Genomic DNA, 14,978 nt, shown 5'->3' with positions numbered 1-14,978 from the left:
AATATATTAAATACTAGACGGACTGGTGGCGATAACGATGACAGAGAAGATTCTAGTGAGCGCATGTCTGTTAGGGCATAAAGTACGTTATGATAATGGCGATGTTCCGTGTCTCGATGCCCGATTCCTAAAGTGGTATGAGGAAGGGCGTTTTGTCCATATTTGTCCAGAGGTAGTGGGCGGTTTGCCAACCCCTCGTCCTGACGCACAGCGGCAAGGAGATCGGGTAGTGACGGGGGCAGGCACGGATGTTACCGAGCCATTTATGAAGGGGGCTCAAGCCACACTAAAGCTGGCTAGGGAGCATCAGGTTGCATTAGCTATTTTAAAACAAGACAGTCCTTCATGCGGAAGCCTGTATATTTATGATGGAACCTTTAAAGATACGAAAGCACCGGGAGAGGGCACCACTACGGAGCTGTTGAGGAAAAATGGGTTTAAAGTATTTGGCGAAGATCAGCTGGACGAAGTCGAGCAGGAACTCGCACGTATGGACGGGCAGGTTATTCTTTAAGTAATAAATAGGTTGCAGGATACATAGTGTGTATAAGGGGAACGAAGCAGTGTCCTTGGGAGAGGAAATGCCGTCCGATGAGCCATCCTTCATTTGGGATAGGAGGCGGACGCAGATGAGTATTGATCAGCTCATTGCTTTGCTCGTTCTTGTCATTATGATCGTACAGCTTGCTGGCACAAAAAGGTAAACACTAAGTCTCACCTCATTGTAACTGCTTCCGGAGCTCAGGATTTTTTGAGTTCGGAAGCTTTTTTTGTCCCTGGCTATGCATATTGTGAAATCTAAAGGATTCCTTCATAGTGATGTCTAATATACATATAGTGGGTTTTTGGGAAGTCCAAGGAAAGAAATTAGGGGGAACTATGAAATTTAGAACATGGATAATCATTGTTCAGTTGTTTATGATTGCTGTGCTTGTAGGCGTTTTGGCGGCCGATCTAGGTAAGCCAGGCTCAGATGAGTCTAAACATGATGATATTTTAATACATTTTGATCAAAAAGATTTAAACAGGATAAAAGAAACGGTTCAAAGGTTTAGTGAAGGTAAAGGGGATAACCTGATGTTGATTGAGCCAACCACGGATAGTGGACGGTTAATTCATGATTTCTATTCTAATGGTAAAGAGCTTCATTGGGTAAAGGATGATACAAGAGATGCATGGAGTAATAGTCCTGGGAAGATCGAATATGTATGCAAGGCGATTGAACTAATAGAGACAGGTGAGCGGTTTAATGTCGAGTTATCCCAATGTAATGTTCAGCCAGACGGTGAGAAAATAAATGTGATCAGCTTTTTAAAAGAAAGATTATAAACCCATTTACGGAGAGGATGGATGAACAATATGCCGATGTCTGAGTACTATCAAGGAATTCGTGGGAAAGTGGGCTCAGAATTATTAATGATGCCTTCCGTAGCTGCAGTAATAAGAAATAAAGAGGATGAGATTCTGTTCATCCGCAAGCCAGGAGAATCTTTGTGGGGATTGCCTGCGGGAGCGATTGAGCCAGGGGAGCGTCCTGGAAGAACCTTACGCAGAGAGGTATATGAAGAGACAGGGTTGATGGTTCATCCTACGTCTATTTTAGGTGTTTTTGGTGGAGCGAAATATAGATACGAATATAGTAATGGCGATCAGGTAGAATATACGGTTATTGTATTTGAGTGCTCTATCATCAGAGGAACGCTTAGAGCTATAGATGGGGAGATCGAAGAATTTAAATTTTTCAAAGAGAACGAGCTGCCAGAGATTGCAATTCTATATCCTAGAGAGATTTTTATAAAAGACCGAGAGAAGACTGAAACGATATTTGAGTGACTGAGAGGAGTGCCTCATGAAGACCTACATTTATATGGTTAGACATGCAGTGTCACCTTTTGTATTAGGGAATGAGCGGGAACGGGGATTATCCGAAAAAGGGCACGCAGACGCTTATAGAATCAAAGAGCTTTTGGCGGAGGAGAAAATTACACATTTTGTCTCCAGTCCATATAGACGAGCCGTAGAGACGATTAAGTATTTGGCAGAAGCTTCGAACCAAGAGATTGAACTGTATGAAGAACTCAGAGAACGAGCAATCGGAAGTGTCGAGATTGAAATCGGTGAAGATGATTTTCTGCAGGGCATTCGGACATCGTTCAGCGACAAGCATTATAAAATGCCGGATGGAGAGAGTACTCAGGAAGCACAGGAGCGTGCAATTCCTGTTATCAAGCAATTAATTAAACAGCATAAAGGCGGAAAAATAGCATTAGGTACGCACGGGAATATCATGACCATTATCCTGAATTACTTCGATAAGAAGTATGGATATGAGTTCTTTGAACAGACATCCAAGCCGGATATTTATAAGCTGGAATTTGAAGAATTGGAGCTTACCCATGTGGAGCGGCTGTGGGACTCCGAAGTGCTGAACAGATGAAATATTTTATAAAGCTGAATGCACTAAGCGTACTTTATGCCTTTATGTTGTTTATTGTAATAGAGCTGCCATTGAATATTTATCGAATCAGCAGAATTTCAGGCTTGGTGGTTCCCAATCACAGAACCTGCAGATAAACCTGCACCGGTAACAGGACTGATCATAATAGGAGCCATGATTATTTATCCGTTTTATATCGCAATGATTAGTATTATCGCAAGCATCACTTTTAAGTCAGACGCTGGATAGAGGTTGGAAATGAGGATCAATGATTTGAAAGAAAGACTTTTTTATACTTGTATCTGCCTCGTTGTTATTGTATTGGGGTTAAGCTCTAGAGTATTCACGAATCAGCTGCCTTTGTTTGTATCTAGACATTTCGGAGATGCGCTTTGGGGCAGTATGGTTTATTTTATGTTTCGGGTCCTACTGGTAAATCAAAAGCTAAGGCTCGCCTTTGTATGGAGTTTGGTGTTTAGCTTCGGCATAGAATTTAGCCAGCTGTATCAAGCGGAGTGGATCAACAGCATCCGATCTACAGTATTGGGTGGTCTAATTCTCGGAAAAGGATTCCTATGGATCGACCTCGTTAGATATTTGGTTGGCATTACCCTTTGTTATGGATTGGATCAATACTTTCACCAAAAGGTGCACCGAAATGATAAATAGTGTTTATTGGAGAGGAACCTTTAAATGGTAAATAGTTTGATTGTGGTATGCTTGCTTACGATGATTATTCACACGGCAGAAACCTTATCGTATTCGGTACGATATGCCGGAGTGAAGCTGAACAAGATAGCCATTGCTTTATCTCTCACAGGCATTATTGTTCTCGTCTCAAGAACTGCAAATATGATCCAAGCTCCACTGACGGCTAAATTCGTAGATTATGCCAAAATACATTCTGATTTTCCGCTTCTAAATTACTTGAGAATTATATTATTGGCTTCTTCCTTAGGAACATTAATTGCCATTGCTGTTTTTCCTACCTTTGTCGGCTTGTTTGGGAGAATCATCTCTAAGCTTGAAATTGAGGGTTCTATCCCAAAACTGCTTACCAGTGTAACGATCGGGCAACTAAAGAACACAAGAAAATACATAAGAAAACCAAAAGTGAATCTATATAACTTCAGATACCTGGGGATTCCTAAACGATTTATTGTGATGAATGTTTTTGTTACAGCCTTTTACACCGTAGGTGTCATATCATCATTGTATGCTGCTCATCTAATGCCTCAATATAGCACGACTGCTTCTCAAGCTTCCGGACTGATTAACGGTATGGCGACTATTCTGCTGACCATATTTATCGACCCACAGCTTGGTCTAATTACCCATAAGGCTACTGAAAATGTAGAATACCGTGATCAGCTAGGAAAAATATATGTGGTATTGATGGGTTCTCGATTTGTAGGCACTATATTTGCTCAGCTCCTGATTGTGCCCGCAGCCCAGCTAATTAGTATGTTAGTGAAGCTGATTTGAGCCAGTGGGGCTAATCATTAGCGAAGTTTAGATTCTGCTGCTCTTAGAGCTAGCGAGATCTTCTGCTCCCAGCTGTAAATATTCTGCTGCATGGAATGAATTCGTTTCATTTGCTCATAGGATGATTTCAATTCTGTAGCGGCTCTAACTGCATCACCTTGCTTAACAGCTGCTTTATATTGTTTGTCAGCATCCGCGCGTACTTTCTGCGTGACAGTGAGATTCTTACTTTCGGCAGTTATTTGTTTCTTTAAAGCAGTGATGGGTGCTAACGCATCTTTGACGGGTTTAAGCTTAGCAGCGGTTTGCTTGCGAGCGGCTGCCAAAGCGGTTGTCTTTGTCTTAATTTCGGCTCGGGCCAGGGTTACAGCAGCCTTTAGTTTATTACGCTTCAGTTCCAGCAATGTGACTTTTTTCAAGTCTTTAGCTTTCTTGGCTGCGGTAAACTGTTTACCGAGTGTGCTGTATTGTTCCAGAAGGGGAGCGTGTTTCTTCTGAACTGAGGTTGCTTCTGAAGATAAGCGGCTTAACAGTGCTTGATCTGTTGACTGTATGACGGAACGAATAGATTTCAGAGTGTCATTATTCTGCTTGCGTAACTTCTGAATTTCTGAGTTATCTGTCTTGAGGGTGGCTTGAAGCGCGGTATAATTACCATGAAGACTGTTAATGTCATCCAGCGCGGCATCCCAGCCAGTAGCAGCAGACACAAGTGTAAGGTTACAGGTTAGGAAAGCTGCTACCAGCACTAATTGAGCCACCCATTTTAAATCCCTAATTCTGAAAATGTTCTTTCTACATCTGGCGGTACCTTTTGGTTTAAACATTCATCTCAGCTCCTTAATGAATTAGTTAATATACGCAAAAAAGCACCTCCAAGATAGGCATTGACGCCTGTCTTGCGAGGTGCTTCTCCCGCACAGAAATATAAAAGATGCTCTTACTATAACTTGAAATTAATGGATAGTCAATGGACAATAGAACGTTTGTTTGCTTGTTTTTATAATTGTGAAATACAAAGGGGAGTAAATATGAGTTCACATCTAGAGTATGGGCACGATCGAGTGGCCCTGATTACCGGAACCTCCAGTGGATTTGGATTGCTGACAGCGCTCAATTTGGCTGGACAGGGGTTTAAGGTGATAGCAACCATGCGTGATTTAAACCGTAAAGCCGAGCTGGTGCAGCAGGCAGAGCAGGCAGGAATTTTAAAGCAGCTTCATTTAATGACCATGGATGTCACCGACAGCGATTCTATAGAGATAGCAATATCTTCAGTACACGAAACATTTGGAAGAATTGATGTTCTAGTCAATAATGCAGGTTTTGCCATTGGCGGTTTCATAGAAGAAATATCTATGGAGGAATGGCGGCGGCAAATGGAGACGAACTTTTTTGGATTAGTGGCTGTGACAACAGCTGTGCTGCCCATTATGCGAGAACAGCAGAGCGGCACGATTATTAATGTGGGAAGTGTAAGCGGATTATCCGGATTTCCAGGTTATGCGCCTTATGCAGCTTCTAAATTTGCTGTTGAAGGTTTCAGCGAAAGCCTGCGTCATGAAATGTCCCCTTATGGAATACGGGTGGTATTAATTGAACCGGGTTCCTTCCGTACACCGATATGGGGAAAAGGCATGGAGCAAATTCGACGTAAGGAGGATTCTCCGTATAAAGAACGTCTTGACGCTGTGCTACGATATTCCAAACATACTGCTGAGACAGCGCCTGACCCTAGTCAAGTGGCTAATCTTATCGGTCGTATTACCGAAATGAAAGCACCACGGCTACGTTATCCTATCGGCAAAGGCACGCGAATCTTAATCTTAGGCAAAACGCTGCTTCCATGGAAATGGCTGGAGAGAATTATTGCGAAAGAATTGAGGGGATAGGATGGAGTCATCCATAAATTTAACAATCATTAAACTAATAGGTTATATGTCCAGTTTGATGACCGTTTTGTTATGGCTAATTTTTATATTCATCAATCCTTATGCTGAGATTACGAATCGCTCCACTCTTGTAATTAGTATAATTATGTTGTTATTACCGGCGTGGTTATTAGCAATAGGTGTCTTTTTAAACAGAAGTCGGCTAATGCTGCTTGCATTTATCTGGAGTTTTCCCTACAGTTTATATATGTTATTAACGCCCGGAATCTTTAGGTTGTTCGGGATTACGAGCCTAATGTATTTACTTTGTTTTGTGTTATTTAGAATGAACAAGATTAGATATTGAACAAGGATAGAGGTGTGCCGATGCTAGAATCGTCCGGAATCCATATCTGCTTCAACGCAGATGGCCGTGAAATAGAAATCCTCGATGTTACTCCATTTGGCAAAGATAAATTTCGAATTGAAGAGACACCGATTTTTAATCCGGCTGTTACAATGGGAGATATTATACAGGTGAAGGAAGAAAATGGAGTCTATTATTACCAAGAGACCGTCCAGAAATCTCCTTTCAAAAGATACGCTTGGCTGCTTAGCAAAGAGGCTGTTGATTCAACGGCCATTGCAGATTTTAAACATAGAATTATAGAGAATGAAGGCAAATGTGAGTTGATCTTTGGCGGTTTGTTCGTCATTCATATTCCTAAGAATACTTCGATTGATGTTGATGGGGAAATGAATCGAATTATTGAGCGGTTCGAGATTTGAATACTAAGAAAAATGCTGCGTCATGAAATGCAAGGAAACTTGCACACGATGACTGCAGCATGGAGAATAGAAGAAACGCTTTTTATTTTATTTCTTCCATAAATGTCTTGAAATTTTCAGTGATTTCTTTTGATTTAGTATGGTGCAGATAATGTCCTGCATCAAGTTTTACCAATTTTCCTTGTTTAGAATTTTTGACTTGCTCTTCATGCAATGATATCCAATCTTTTAAGAGAGTATCATCCCCTTGTACAAAGAGCAAAAGGGGAAGATCCTTTGGAAAAGTTGAATTTAGAGCCCCTTTATAATTAGAAGACATATGTTCCACTTCATTTAAGTGAGTGTAATTATAAGTGTTTCTAAGTGTAAATAATCTCAATTGTTCTTTAGTTTCATCATCAAACGGCAATCCAACATAGGGGTTTCCACTTGTTTTAAATAACAATCTGCCCAAGCCTGAGTTTCTAAGTAGTTTTAATTTTCCTGTTGGTATTTTAACATTTGTTCTGTCTTCTGTTGCAATACTGTTATCAATCCCGACAAATGCACTCACTTCGTTTGGATATTTGTTCACATAATTCAAACTGTACATACCGGAAATAGAGTGTGCCATTAGAATATAACGGTCAATATTAAGCTGCTTTACAGCTTCATGAATTTCACTTACAATATTTTCCGTGGTTCGTTCTTTTTCAGTTCTATCACTTAATCCATAACCGAAAGGCTCAATCGCGACAACTTTGTAAAATGGAGATAGTTCATCTATCAGCAGTTTAAAATCAAGTCCCGGTGCCACCGTTCCATAACCAGGTAAGAGTACGACCGTCTCTTCGCCATTTCCTTGAATCAAAACATTCATATTTTTACCGTCGACGCTTACAGACTGACCATAGGGTTTTATTTTAGCTTGGTCCGATTTATTAAGGAAAATATTAGCGACAAAAACAGTCACTAGAAAAAGTACTATTGCAGTAGCTAAAGCCCCTAAGGAAATAAGTATAATTTTCAGCGGTTTATTCATCCTTTTTTTTATAACCTCTTCTTCTGGTTTCACTCGCATCTTCTCCTGTTCTAATCGCTTTATTCTAGCTACCTTAACGAGTCGCTAAAGGAAGCTTACCCGATGAAGATGAACTATACATGACGACAATATGAACTGAATATGAACCAGCTGAAAAAGTTTGACTCAATAAAATGAATGCGAGGTGAGCAATAATGTTGAAATTTATGAAGCAATGGTTGCCGAGTATTATGATCGCAGTGGTTATTTCTTTGTTTGTTAGAACCTATGTTGCTGAAGCCATGCGAGTTCCAACGGGCTCTATGATCCCAACGATTCAAATCAATGATCGCTTAATTGTTGAGAAAATGTTATGGATGACCACACTGGAGCATGGAGATATTGTTGTATTTACGCCACCTGTAGCTGGTGATGAGAATAAAAGATATGTAAAAAGGCTAATGGGGCTGCCTGGAGATACCTTGGAAATTAAAGATGGCGAACTTTACCGAAACGGAGCGAAGGTTAACGAACCTTACCTCAATGAACAGATGGATTACACTTTTGGACCGGTTACGGTACCCGCCGATCATTATTTTTTTCTTGGAGATAACCGGAATATAAGCTATGATGCTCATCTGTGGGATACTCCATTTGTGTCGAAGGATAAGCTGATTGGGAAAGTGATCGCTGAATTTAGCAATCCCTTTTAGGTAGTGTGTAAGACGGATAAATGTAAGGCTTAATCTCTAAAAATAGATTTAGGGGTGCTGAAGTCGCGGGGGTCTTTTGAACTAACCGAGTGGTTTAATGAGACTTTAACCATATTGTTACTTTGGAAGAATTTAGCTATCCTTAAGGTAAAATATACCTACATATAGTAAGGGGTGCTGAATTTTGAAAGCTCATGTCACAGATCTCAAACATGGCGATTGTCTAATAGCAGATACATTCAATAGTGTTGGCCTACACGTGCTTCCGAAGGGGACAGTGGTCTACGGAGAAGAAATCACCATCCTGATGAGGCATCAGATTGATTATGTCGATATTGAACCACGCATGATGGCGCTGGATAATGAAGAAATGAATGTGGCACAAGGGAAAGATGGTAATTTTGATCAAGCCATCCAAAACTATGAATCTATATTTCTGGAAGCACTCAGCAAGGGTAGCTTTACGCAGTCGGATGTTGATAATACGCTGCAGCCATTGCTGGAGAAATTGGATGAACAAAAGGATGTCGTTTCTTTATTATTGCTGCTTGAACGTGATGATATCAGTACATACAATCATTCATTGCAGGTCGGACTGTTATCCTTTTACATAGCGACTTGGTTAGGTCATACAAAAGCCGAAAGATTTGAGATTAGTAGAGCAGGTTATTTGCACGATATCGGAAAAAGCCAGATTGCTCCACATATCTTAAATAAGACGGATAACTTAACTCCCGAAGAATCAGAAGAACTAAAACGTCATACTACGTATGGATACGACATTATCCTTAAATCGATGAATGACGAAAAGACCGCACTAGTGGCGCTTCAGCATCATGAATTCGAGGATGGCTCAGGTTATCCTAACAATCTCCGTAAACAGGACTTGCACCCGTATACGCAGATTGTTGCTGTCGCAAATACTTATGTAGGCATGACCTTAGGAAGAGCAAATCAACCGAAACAAGGCCTGATTAACGTTCTTCGCAAGGTACATGAACTTGGATTTGGCAAGCTGAATGGAAATGCGGTACAAGCTCTGATCGGACATTTATTGCCGAATTTTGTGGGTAAGAGCGTTCAGCTTAGCAATGGTGAGCAAGGTACGATTATTATGAATAATCCGTTGGATATTTTCAAACCTCTGGTAAAAATAAATGAGACTACGTTCAGAGACTTATCTAAAGAGCGTAATTTGACTGTTGAAGAAGTATTTATTTAACGAATATTTTTGTGGCGAAGAATAGTAAGGCTATCTCCTTGATCCGTAAAATCAGGGGATAGCTTTTTTGTGTTATAATCGGAATTGGGTTAAAAACCCTTCAATATGGAATAGGAGAGTGCTTATCGTGATTATCAAATTCATTCGTTTACGTTAATTTGAGGTGCAATTCAATGATGACATCATCCATTTTTTTGAAAATGTATTGAGTCTTATTTAACTGTGCATTCATTGATAAAATTCGAATGAAATGAGGAATGAACAATGAGCGAAAAAATAGTAAAAGTAAACGGAATTGATATATGCTCGGAAAGTTTTGGAGATCCTAGCAATCCTGCGATATTGCTGATTATGGGTGCCACATGTTCTATGGTTTATTGGGATGAAGAGTTCTGTCAGCGATTAGCAGATACCGGACGTTACGTTATTCGTTATGATAACCGGGATGTCGGACGTTCCGTTGTTTATGAGTCTGGGAGTTCCAATTATACCGTGATAGATATGGCTAATGATGCCGCTGGGTTACTAGACGCCTATAATATTGAACAGGCAAATATCGTTGGGATGTCCTTAGGCGGAATGATTGCACAAGTCCTTGCTACACGTCATCCGCAAAAAGTTCTAACCTTAACCTTGATCGCATCAAGTTTTTTCGAATCTGATGATAATGATCGGAACTTGCCTCCTATGGATGAGCGGATCCTCGCATTCCATGCAGATGGAGCAACACTGGATTGGTCTAATGAGGAAGCGGTAGCCAATTATTTGGTTTCAGGTTCCGGCATACTCTGTGGTTCAAAACATAAATTCGATGAGAAAAGAGCGTATAAACAAGTAAGGATGGAAATAAAACGTGCCAACAACTTGCTTAGCATGTTTAATCATTCTCTCCTTACAGGGGATGACGACTACGAGGGCAAGGCAAAAAATATCATGGTTCCTACCTTGGTTATCCACGGCACAGAAGACACGGTGCTTCCTATAGAGCATGGCTTGGCACTTGCTGCGGAAATTCCTAATGCGTCGCTTCTAACCCTGGAAGGAACGGGCCACGAAGTCCACCCGGATGATTGGGAAACCATAATCAAAGCGATTTCGAATCATACATTAGGCGGTAAAGCTTAACAGGGCTTAAAGAGTAAATTAAAGAAGGGCTACAATTCGGTGTTGCCGATTGTAGTCCTATTTTTTTCAGGATTACTTTGTCCCTAGGAATTAAACCGCTTCACTAATTTGTCTTTATGTGCAGTAAAAGCCTCTTCTAAAGTGATGCCATATAAGTCGGCTAACAATGCGATATTTCCGAGAACATCCCCGATTTCCTCAATCAAGTCGTTTTTCAGTTGCTCTGGAGTGCGAGTCGATTCATCCGGTCGATCTCTGCCGATTTCATAGGAGCGTACAGCTCGTGCTACTTCACCTGTCTCTTCCATTAAGAATCCCACTCTTATAAAAGGACCATAAGTAGTCCAGCCTCGTTCTCCATAAAAATGATTAATCCATTTCTGCACATCATTAATTTCCATATTATGTAGCACTCCTTAATCTTTCACATGATTTATACTCCAACATATAGTATATTAGATAGCGGACATTATCAATATATAGTTTGGAGATGGGATTTTGAAATCAATATGTGTTTTCGCAGGATCGAATTTAGGGGGACATGAGGATTATAAAGCTAAAGCTGTTGAACTTGGTAACTACATGGCTATGAATAATTATCGTTTAATTTACGGTGGCTCAAAAATCGGATTAATGGGTGAAGTCGCTAATGCTGTTTTGAATGGTGGAGGCGAGGTAATCGGGGTAATGCCTAGAGGATTATTTAATGGGGAAATGGTACATAGAGAATTAACGGAGTTGATAGAAGTAGAAGATATGCATGGCCGTAAAGCAAAAATGGGAGAATTGGCAGATGGCTTCATTGCTTTACCTGGAGGGTTTGGAACGTATGAGGAGCTTTTTGAGGTTTTGTGCTGGTCACAAATTGGCATACACAAGAAGCCGGTAGGGGTTCTAAATATCAGGAATTATTTTGATCCTCTGCTGAATCTGATTCATAACAGTATCCAAGAAGGCTTCTCTAATTCTTCGCATCTCAGTCTGCTAAACGTATCCAACGAGCCGTTGGAACTCTTAACTCTATTGAAGGAGTATGTTCCGCAAACGCTAGAGCAAAAGTGGAAACAGCTCAACTAGAAAAAGGAGAACTTACATGAATTCAGAATTTGCATTTACTGATTTCCCTGTGTTACAAACTGAACGATGTACACTACGTAAAGCAACAGAAAATGATCGCTATGATATATTTGAACTTTATTCCCAAGAAGCCGTTGTGAAATATATGCCATTTACACCCTTCATTTCGGTCGAGGATGCGATAGATGAAATGAAATGGTATGACAAAATTTTTAAGGAACAATCCGGTTTACGGTGGATGATTGAAGATCGTGAGACTCAAAAAGTGATTGGAACCTGCGGATTTCTGAATTATGAGCAAGATCATCATCGTGTGGAAATTGGGTATGACTTAATGCCTGCTTTTTGGGGAAAGGGGATTATGACAGAGGTAGTGAACCGTGTTATGCAGTTTGGCTTTTTGAACATGAGACTAAATAAAATTGAAGCGAGAGTGGAACCGAAAAATGAGGCGTCACTTATATTGATGAATAAGCTCGGCTTCTACAAAGAAGGGGTCTTAAGGCAACATGAGTTCGAAAAAGGTCGGTATGTGGATCTTGCTGTCTTCTCTAAATTGAAAAGTGAATACCGCTGAATTTGAATTTCACTAGTGGATTGGCTATGATAAATATAGAGAAACGCTACAAGAGGAGAAATGAGATAATGACCCCCGAGAATCAAATTGAACAATTTAAGAAGCTTAAGCACGATATCACTCGTTTCATGTTGATTTATAAATTTGCATTGGATGAGATGGAAACAAAGATTGAGATCCTAAAACAGGAGTTTCAGTCTCTGCATGATTACAGCCCAATTGAACATACCAAATCGCGTATTAAGTCACCAGAGAGTATCATGAACAAAATGCTGCGCAAAAATGGTGAATTATCGCTGAATTCAGTGAAAAATTGTATTAAAGACATCGCTGGTCTGCGGATCACCTGTTCTTTTATCTCTGATATCTATCATGTTAGTGAGATGCTTCAGAAGCAGGATGATCTAACGGTTCTTGAGGTAAAGGATTATATTAAGAATCCTAAACCTAACGGATATCAGAGTCTTCATTTGCTGATTCAAGTCCCTGTTTTTATGTCCGATCGCCAGGAGCTTGTCTGTGTAGAAGTTCAAATTCGTACCATTGCTATGGATTTCTGGGCAAGCCTCGAACATAAAATCTTTTATAAATATAATAAATCAGTACCTGAGAGCATGACTCGTGAGCTGAAAAATGCGGCGGATGCCGCCCATGCTCTTGATCTGCAAATGGAGCGTCTGCACCGAGATATAAAAGAAATTAAAGACGATGATGAAGATGATCTTAGCTCTTTCGAGGAGGAGCTTCGCCGTATAGTGGTTCATAATAAGCAGTTCACACTTCCAGCTAACTTTATTAAACTGCTTGACGATAAATAAGCTGTTTTGTCCGCCTAGAGTTATCCGTTTCGTTTCGGGTGACTCTAGGTTTTTTCTTGTATACATCATTGCCATAGATAACTAGAATAGAGTATTCTCAACTAGAAGAGAAAGGTTACTTCAGCTTCATCATTTTTACATAAAAGGAGAATGAAGATGAGCGAGCGTACACTTCGCGCCATTACTGTGAATCAAATCGGATATCCGCTGGATGGAGAAAAAATCGCAGTATTTACAGGTGCTGAGCATGATTTTCAGGTAGTTGATGTTGATAGCGGGACTATTGTGTTCAAAGGTAGTTCAGATGCTGGAAGATTTGATAAAGCCAGTGGAGTAACTTTGCACACAGGTGATTTCTCGGAGGTCAAGGCTGAGGGAAGATATCGGATTGAGCAGGGCGAGGGTGTAGCTTCGGCATCCTTTACAATCTCAGATCAGCCTTATCATGAGCTTCAACAGGGCTTGCTGAAAGCTTTCTATTATTATCGCTGTGGCGTTGAATTGACTGAAGAATATGCTGAAGATTGGAAGCACAAGGCGTGTCATACCGCAAAAGGGATTGTATATGGGCAACCGGATCTTCAACTAGACTGTTCGGGTGGCTGGCATGATGCAGGTGATTATGGAAAATATAGCGGTCCCGGAGCGAAAGCTATCGCGGATATGCTGCTTGCATATGAATTATATCCCTCGGCTTTTGTAAGCGCTATCCCATTGCCTGAAAGTGATGGATCTACGCCAGATGTGCTGCTGGAATGCAAGGTGGAGCTCGATTGGTTGTTTAAAATGCAAGACTCCGCAACAGGTGGTGTATACCATAAACTGACTACGCTAAGCTTTCCTGGACTGGATGTTATGCCTGAGGACGATACAGCGGATCTGTACTTCTCACCAATATCTGCTACTGCTACTGGAGATTTTGCTGGGGTTATGGCTATGGCTGCAAGAGTGTACGAGTCTTTTGATGCTGCTTATGCGCGGAAATGTCTGGATGCTGCAGGGGCAGCATGGGAATGGCTTGTTCAGCATCCAGATGTACACGGTTTTACGAATCCGCCTGAGATTAGCACTGGAGAATACGGGGATGGAGTCGATAAGGACGAGCGGTATTGGGCAGCGGCGGAGCTGTATCGTACGACAGGGAAAGAGGAGTATCATCAAGCTGTTCTCCAGCTAGTGCAGCTGGCTTTTCCAAAATACAGTTTAGGCTGGGGTGATATGGGGGGCTATGGCACTATTGCTTATCTGTTAAATGGTGAGGAGCAAGCAGAACGTGCTTTATATGTCTCGTTAAAAGAAGGGCTTGTTGCTGAGGCGCAACGATTAGTGGAACAGAGTCGTGAGGAGGGCTATAGGATCTCTTTAAAAGAGGAGGACTATATCTGGGGCAGTAATATGCTTGTAATGAACAATGCAATGCTGCTGCTGGCGGCTGAATATTTTAGTGGAGACTCCGGTTTTGCGGACTGTGCCTTAGATCATCTACATTATCTGATGGGGCGTAACGTATTGGATATCAGCTATGTTACCGGATTTGGGGATCATGCCGTGATGAATCCGCATCATCGCCCTTCTGTAGGTGACCAAGTGGCTGATCCGGTGCCAGGATTGGTGTCAGGGGGGCCAGATCGTGGGCTGCATGATGAATATGTAGTTGAGCATTTACAGGGAAAACCAGCTGCGCAGTGCTTTGTCGATCATGAGCTTAGCTATTCTACGAATGAAGTGACGATCTATTGGAATTCACCTGCGGTGTTTGTTGTGGCCCGGTTTAATCAATAAAAAGCAATAGTTCGAATAGGGAAAGGCGTCCTGGATCTGGATGTCTTTCTCTTTTTTATAGTTGAAATGCGATATTCACGCG

Annotated in this window: 19 protein-coding genes; 16 read left to right on the top strand and 3 right to left on the bottom strand. The window is 41.1% G+C overall.

From position 1 onward, the window contains the following. Positions 1-37: 37 nt before the first annotated feature. From MHH49_RS29740 to MHH49_RS29710, 7 genes are all read left to right on the top strand, one after another. Positions 38-514 (top strand): DUF523 domain-containing protein, encoded by a 477-nt coding sequence (locus MHH49_RS29740; protein ID WP_340939931.1) that lies wholly within the window; start codon positions 38-40, stop codon positions 512-514. A gap of 49 nt (positions 515-563) precedes the next feature. Next, positions 564-704, top strand: a complete 141-nt coding sequence (locus MHH49_RS29735; RefSeq protein ID WP_340939934.1) for a hypothetical protein — start codon at positions 564-566, stop codon at positions 702-704. Between the two features lie 175 nt (positions 705-879). Beyond that, the gene (locus MHH49_RS29730) at positions 880-1,329 is read left to right on the top strand and encodes a DUF4362 domain-containing protein (RefSeq protein ID WP_036689788.1); all 450 of its coding nucleotides are present in this window, start codon (positions 880-882) and stop codon (positions 1,327-1,329) included. 30 nt (positions 1,330-1,359) lie between these two features. Then, on the top strand, positions 1,360-1,833 hold the full coding sequence (locus MHH49_RS29725) for an NUDIX domain-containing protein (RefSeq protein ID WP_340941284.1): 474 nt from the start codon (positions 1,360-1,362) through the stop codon (positions 1,831-1,833). A gap of 16 nt (positions 1,834-1,849) precedes the next feature. After that, entirely contained in the window at positions 1,850-2,437 is a 588-nt protein-coding gene (locus MHH49_RS29720; protein WP_341138726.1) for a histidine phosphatase family protein, read from the top strand. A gap of 273 nt (positions 2,438-2,710) precedes the next feature. Further along, positions 2,711-3,106, top strand: coding sequence for a ribosomal maturation YjgA family protein (locus MHH49_RS29715; protein WP_036689831.1), 396 nt, complete (start codon positions 2,711-2,713; stop codon positions 3,104-3,106). Between the two features lie 24 nt (positions 3,107-3,130). Then, a complete protein-coding gene (locus MHH49_RS29710; RefSeq protein ID WP_036689792.1) occupies positions 3,131-3,922 on the top strand; it encodes a lipid II flippase Amj family protein in 792 nt (263 codons plus the stop codon). A 17-nt stretch (positions 3,923-3,939) separates the two neighbouring features. Here the strand turns inward: MHH49_RS29710 and MHH49_RS29705 are convergent, their stop codons facing one another. Continuing rightward, on the bottom strand, positions 3,940-4,749 hold the full coding sequence (locus MHH49_RS29705; protein WP_094902000.1) for a hypothetical protein: 810 nt from the start codon (positions 4,747-4,749) through the stop codon (positions 3,940-3,942). Between the two features lie 204 nt (positions 4,750-4,953). On the opposite strand from MHH49_RS29705, the gene MHH49_RS29700 reads away from it, so the two are divergent. Both MHH49_RS29700 and MHH49_RS29695 read left to right on the top strand, forming a co-directional pair. Beyond that, entirely contained in the window at positions 4,954-5,814 is an 861-nt protein-coding gene (locus MHH49_RS29700; RefSeq protein ID WP_076274269.1) for an SDR family oxidoreductase, read from the top strand. Positions 5,815-6,180: 366 nt separating this feature from the next. Further along, positions 6,181-6,582 (top strand): DUF4265 domain-containing protein, encoded by a 402-nt coding sequence (locus MHH49_RS29695; RefSeq protein WP_036689795.1) that lies wholly within the window; start codon positions 6,181-6,183, stop codon positions 6,580-6,582. Positions 6,583-6,664: 82 nt separating this feature from the next. Here MHH49_RS29695 and MHH49_RS29690 read toward each other — a convergent pair whose 3' ends face one another. Beyond that, entirely contained in the window at positions 6,665-7,642 is a 978-nt protein-coding gene (locus MHH49_RS29690) for an alpha/beta hydrolase (RefSeq protein ID WP_341138725.1), read from the bottom strand. A gap of 155 nt (positions 7,643-7,797) precedes the next feature. Here MHH49_RS29690 and lepB point away from each other — a divergent pair, with 155 nt between their 5' ends. The 3 genes from lepB to MHH49_RS29675 all read left to right on the top strand — a co-directional run bounded on the left by lepB (position 7,798) and on the right by MHH49_RS29675 (position 10,642). After that, on the top strand, positions 7,798-8,295 hold the full coding sequence (gene lepB, locus MHH49_RS29685) for a signal peptidase I (RefSeq protein WP_036689798.1): 498 nt from the start codon (positions 7,798-7,800) through the stop codon (positions 8,293-8,295). Positions 8,296-8,479: 184 nt separating this feature from the next. Then, positions 8,480-9,517, top strand: a complete 1,038-nt coding sequence (locus tag MHH49_RS29680) for an HD-GYP domain-containing protein (RefSeq protein ID WP_341138724.1) — start codon at positions 8,480-8,482, stop codon at positions 9,515-9,517. A 264-nt stretch (positions 9,518-9,781) separates the two neighbouring features. Further along, the gene (locus MHH49_RS29675) at positions 9,782-10,642 is read left to right on the top strand and encodes an alpha/beta fold hydrolase (protein WP_038570037.1); all 861 of its coding nucleotides are present in this window, start codon (positions 9,782-9,784) and stop codon (positions 10,640-10,642) included. Between the two features lie 83 nt (positions 10,643-10,725). Here MHH49_RS29675 and MHH49_RS29670 read toward each other — a convergent pair whose 3' ends face one another. Beyond that, positions 10,726-11,043 (bottom strand): MazG nucleotide pyrophosphohydrolase domain-containing protein, encoded by a 318-nt coding sequence (locus MHH49_RS29670; RefSeq protein ID WP_036689803.1) that lies wholly within the window; start codon positions 11,041-11,043, stop codon positions 10,726-10,728. A gap of 97 nt (positions 11,044-11,140) precedes the next feature. Between MHH49_RS29670 and MHH49_RS29665 the strand changes: the two genes are divergently transcribed. From MHH49_RS29665 to MHH49_RS29650, 4 genes are all read left to right on the top strand, one after another. Then, entirely contained in the window at positions 11,141-11,719 is a 579-nt protein-coding gene (locus MHH49_RS29665) for an LOG family protein (RefSeq protein ID WP_036689805.1), read from the top strand. Positions 11,720-11,735: 16 nt separating this feature from the next. Next, a complete protein-coding gene (locus MHH49_RS29660) occupies positions 11,736-12,296 on the top strand; it encodes a GNAT family N-acetyltransferase (RefSeq protein ID WP_339810845.1) in 561 nt (186 codons plus the stop codon). Between the two features lie 68 nt (positions 12,297-12,364). Further along, positions 12,365-13,114, top strand: a complete 750-nt coding sequence (locus MHH49_RS29655; RefSeq protein WP_036689808.1) for a GTP pyrophosphokinase — start codon at positions 12,365-12,367, stop codon at positions 13,112-13,114. 156 nt (positions 13,115-13,270) lie between these two features. After that, positions 13,271-14,896: a glycoside hydrolase family 9 protein gene (locus MHH49_RS29650; protein ID WP_076100746.1), complete on the top strand. Its 1,626-nt coding sequence runs from the start codon at positions 13,271-13,273 to the stop codon at positions 14,894-14,896. The last annotated feature ends 82 nt before the right edge of the window (positions 14,897-14,978 follow it).

The sequence above is a fragment of the Paenibacillus sp. FSL F4-0122 genome (assembly GCF_038002845.1).
In the GTDB taxonomy this organism is placed as follows: Bacteria; Bacillota; Bacilli; order Paenibacillales; family Paenibacillaceae; genus Paenibacillus_AQ; species Paenibacillus_AQ odorifer.
This window is presented reverse-complemented; position numbering and strand designations above follow the sequence as displayed.